Annotated in this window: 3 protein-coding genes; all 3 read left to right on the top strand. The window is 68.9% G+C overall.

Annotation, left to right across the window (positions count from 1 at the left end):
* Positions 1–85 precede the first annotated feature (85 nt).
* Entirely contained in the window at positions 86–733 is a 648-nt protein-coding gene (locus tag HUK84_RS23230; RefSeq protein ID WP_246285642.1) for a dephospho-CoA kinase, read from the top strand.
* Complete coding sequence (gene dnaQ / locus HUK84_RS11835) at positions 730–1,410, top strand: DNA polymerase III subunit epsilon (protein ID WP_176640474.1); 681 nt, start codon at positions 730–732, stop codon at positions 1,408–1,410. The genes HUK84_RS23230 and dnaQ overlap by 4 nt, the downstream gene beginning before the upstream one ends.
* A gap of 119 nt (positions 1,411–1,529) precedes the next feature.
* Positions 1,530–3,869: an adenylate/guanylate cyclase domain-containing protein gene (locus HUK84_RS11830; RefSeq protein ID WP_176640473.1), complete on the top strand. Its 2,340-nt coding sequence runs from the start codon at positions 1,530–1,532 to the stop codon at positions 3,867–3,869.
* The last annotated feature ends 103 nt before the right edge of the window (positions 3,870–3,972 follow it).

Genomic DNA, 3,972 nt, shown 5'->3' with positions numbered 1-3,972 from the left:
ATGGCGCCCGCGCCCGGCGGATGGGGCCAGGCCGCCCCGGAAACGTGGCGGCCCCGGGGCGCGTTTCGAAGCTGCTGGAGAGTGCATGACCGCCCCGATCCCGGACACGAAGCTGGTCCTTGCCCTGCCGAAGGGGCGCATCCTGAAGGCCGCGTCCCCGCTGCTGGCCGGCGCCGGCATCCTGCCGGCCGCCGACTGCCTGGACGAGGGCAGCCGCCGGCTGCGCTTTCCGACCAACGACCCGATGCTGGACGTGGTGCGGGTGCGGTCGTTCGACGTCGCGACCTTCGTCGCCTTCGGCGGCGCGCAACTGGGGATCTGCGGCGCCGACGTGCTGATGGAATTCGATTACCCCCAGATCATGCGGGGCCTGGAGCGGATCATCCATCCGATGGTGCGGCAGGAGCGCATGCGGTTTCTGGCGCGGGCCAGGCGGCGCGGCCGGTCCTGGGCGGTGCTGGATATTCCGCTGCTGTTCGAGACCGGGGGCGATCGGGCCTGCGACCGGGTGGCGGTGGTGTCGGCACCCCGGGATGTGCAGATCAGCCGGATCGCCAGGCGGCGCCACGTTTCGGCCGACCAGGCGGCGGCGCTGATCGCCCGGCAGATGCCGGATCGCGAAAAGCGGCGGCGGGCGGATGATGTCATCCTGACCGGCCTGTCGCGCGGGGATACGGTGCGGCGCGTGCGGCGGCTGGTCGCCCGCCTGCGCGCGGCGGAGAGGAAGAGATGAAGCGTTCGATCCTGTTTGATACGGAAACGACCGGACTGGACCCCGCGAACGGGGACCGGGTGATCGAAATCGCCGCGCTGGAGCTGATCGACGACCTGCCGACCGGGCAGCATTACCATGTGCTGGTCCATCCCGACCGGGACATCCCCGAGGAAGCGTCGCGGGTGCATGGCTTTACACTGGCCGACCTGGAGGGCAAGCCGCGCTTTCACGAGGTCGCGGCTTCATTCCTGGACTTCATCGGCCAGGACGACATGATCGCCCATAACGCGCGCTTCGATTTCGGCTTTCTGAACGCCGAGCTGCAGCGCGCGGGCCTGCCCGTCCTGGCGCTGGAGCGGATGGTCGATACGCTGGATATCGCGCGCGAGCGGTTTCCGGGCCTGCCGAACAGCCTGGATGCGCTGTGCCGCCGCTTTTCCATCGACCTGTCGGCACGCACCACCCACAACGCGCTGCTGGACTGCCGGCTGCTGGCCGACGTCTATCTGGAACTGAGGGGCGGCCGGCAGCGCGGGCTGGGGCTGACGGTCGAGGATGGCGGCGCGGTTCAGGCGACGTACAGCTATGCCGGGGCCGCGGCGCGCGTGCCCCGCCCGATCGTGCCGAGCGAGGCGGAACTGGCGGCGCACGCGCGTTTCCTGGAGAAGATCAAGGACCCGATCTGGTCGGCGTGAACGGGCCAGGGGGCGGCCACGGGGCCGGTGGGACACGGCGGTCTTGGCGCTTGCGTTTCCAATGGCCTATGGTCGTACCATGACGGGGCGCGGCGCCATGGCAGACCGGGAAGAGAGCATTGTCCGCTGACGAGATCGTGGATCCGGCCGATGCACGGTCGGACCAAATGCGGCGTGTCCTGCTGCAGGTCGGCGTGCCCATCCTGGGCGTGGCGCTGGTCATCGCGGTTATTGCCGCGATCGGGGTGCATTCCTATCGCGTCATCCGTGACGGCGCGCTGTCGCTGACTCACGACCTGCTGGTCAGCCAGCAGGATTACATCGCGCAGGAAGTCGGGGATTATCTTTCGCCCGCGTCCGCCGGGACGGTGATCGCCCGCGACCTGCTGGAACATGGCGCCCAGGATGTGACCGGCAGGATCTTCAATTCCTATGGCGGCAGCATGCTGCGCCACGTGCCGCAGATCCATTCCTTCTACCTGGCCGACGCGGATGGGCATTTCGCGCTGGTCGAGCGCGATCCCAAGGGGCAGGGGCTGGAAACCACGGAACTGACGGGACTGGGGGCCGGCGCGCAGTTCGTGCATCAGTTCCGTGACGCGCAGGACCGGCCGCTGCGCACCGAGAGCAACCCGACCGGCGGCTTCGACCCGCGGACGCGCCCGTGGTATCGGGGCGCGGTGCGGTCGGGGCAGCTTTACTGGTCCGACCCCTATCTGATTGCGCAGACCGGCCAACTGATCATCACGGCTTCGATCGCATTCCAGACCCTGGACGGGCGGCATTATGTCTTCGCGGTCAATCTGTCGCTGAACGAACTGACCAATTTCCTGGATTCGCTGAAGATCGGACAGAGCGGGCACGCGCTGATCCTGGACCAGGACGGGCACCTGCTGGCGGGCCGCCATATGGTGGACGTGGCCAAGAAGGCCGGCTGGGACCCGGCGAAGATGGTGCTCGACCCCGGGACCTATCCGATCCTGGCGCAGGCTTTCGACGTATATCGCGTGGAAGGATACGGGCCGCATACGGTCCGAAGCGGCAAGCGCAACTTCATTTCCATTGCCGCCCCCCTGCCGGTGACCGCGCGGAAATGGGTGCTGCTGCTGGTTGCGCCCGAGAGCGATTTCGCGAATTTCGCCCTCGCCGACGGGCGGCAGAACCTGGTGTTCTCGCTGCTGATCGTGGCGCTGGCCGGCGTGCTGGGGATATTGCTGTTCCGCCAGGGGCGGCGCGGCGACCGGCTGGCGGAACAGCTTGAGCAGGCGCGTGCCGCGTCGGGACGCGAGAGCCAGGCGCTGCAGGCGGTGGCCGGCTATCCCAACCTGTTCGACCCGACGGACGACGCGCTGATCCTGACCCATGGCATGGCCGAACTGTCGCACGCGCGACGGGTGGCGATCTGGCGGCTGATGCATGACGGAGGGACGCTGCTGTGCGTCGATTCCTACGATTCGCGGCAGGATGCGCATTCCGGCGGGTTCGAACTGTCGCGGAGCCAGCTTGAATCCTTCTTCGACGCCGTGGCGCATGGCGATGCGATCCACGTCGCCGATGCGGCGGCGGATGCGCGCACCGCCAGTTTCCACCTGCTGTTCATGCGGGCCTTCGGCAGCCGCGGGCTGTCGCTGGTGCCGGTGCAGGGGGCGTCGGGACCGGTCGGGGTGATCACGCTGGAGGACGCGCCGCGTGCCGTCGCCGCATCGCATTTCATCGCCATGAGTGCCGGGATCGTGGCCGCGCGTTTTTCGGCGCAGCGTTATGACGCCGTGGCGGCGGCGGCCGCCGAGCTGGCATCCGGCGAACGGGCCGGCGGACCGTCCGCCGAGGAAGCGGATCATGCATTCGGCAGCGGCTTCCTGGTCCCGCCGGGCGGCGCTGTTCCGGTGGAGGGGGAGGCCATGCCGGCCGGGCTGTTCCCGGCGGTGGCGGTCATGGTCATCACGTTTTCGGACCTGATCGTGTCGGCGCGCGCCGATCCGGCGAAAATGATGGCGCTGGTCGAGACGCTGGCGGTGCGCCTGCAGGACGTCGCGCATCGCTGCGGCCTGTACGCGATCAAGATGCTGGGCCACCGGCTGGTCTGCGTCGCCGGCTGCAGCCGGACGCCCGATCCGGGGGCCGCGGAGCGGATGGCCAACGCCGCCCTGGCGATGCGCGAGGCCGCGTTGTCGGTCCTGGCCGAGGCGGACCTGGAGCCCGTGTTCCGCATGGGGATCGATGTCGGACCGGTCTTCGGCGGATTGCTGGGGCAGGAGCCACGGGCCTTCAACATCTGGGGCGATGCCATCGGCATGGCCGAAATGATGGCCTACGGTGCGCCGGAAATCGGCACGATCCAGGTGACCGAGACGGTCTATCACCTGCTGCGGCAGCGTTTCCTGTTTCGTGAGCGCGGCAGTTTCTTCATGCCGCAGGCGGGGGTTACGCGCACCTATGTCCTGGCGGGGCGCCGATGAGCGAAAGAGTGGGGAGCGAAAGGGCGGGGAGCGACGGGGCGGGGAGCATAAGGGCGGGGGCGCCGCCTGGGCCCTGGAGGGCGCGACTGGCCGCGCTGCCGGG

This window comes from Nguyenibacter vanlangensis, assembly GCF_013376155.1.
Taxonomy (GTDB): Bacteria; Pseudomonadota; Alphaproteobacteria; order Acetobacterales; family Acetobacteraceae; genus Gluconacetobacter; species Gluconacetobacter vanlangensis.
This window is presented reverse-complemented; position numbering and strand designations above follow the sequence as displayed.

What these genes read in the sequence shown, in the direction of transcription:
- HUK84_RS23230 (WP_246285642.1), top strand. Translation starts at nt 86, where the DNA reads ATGACCGCCCCGATCCCGGACACGAAGCTGGTCCTTGCCCTGCCGAAG.
- dnaQ (WP_176640474.1), top strand. Translation starts at nt 730, where the DNA reads ATGAAGCGTTCGATCCTGTTTGATACGGAAACGACCGGACTGGACCCC.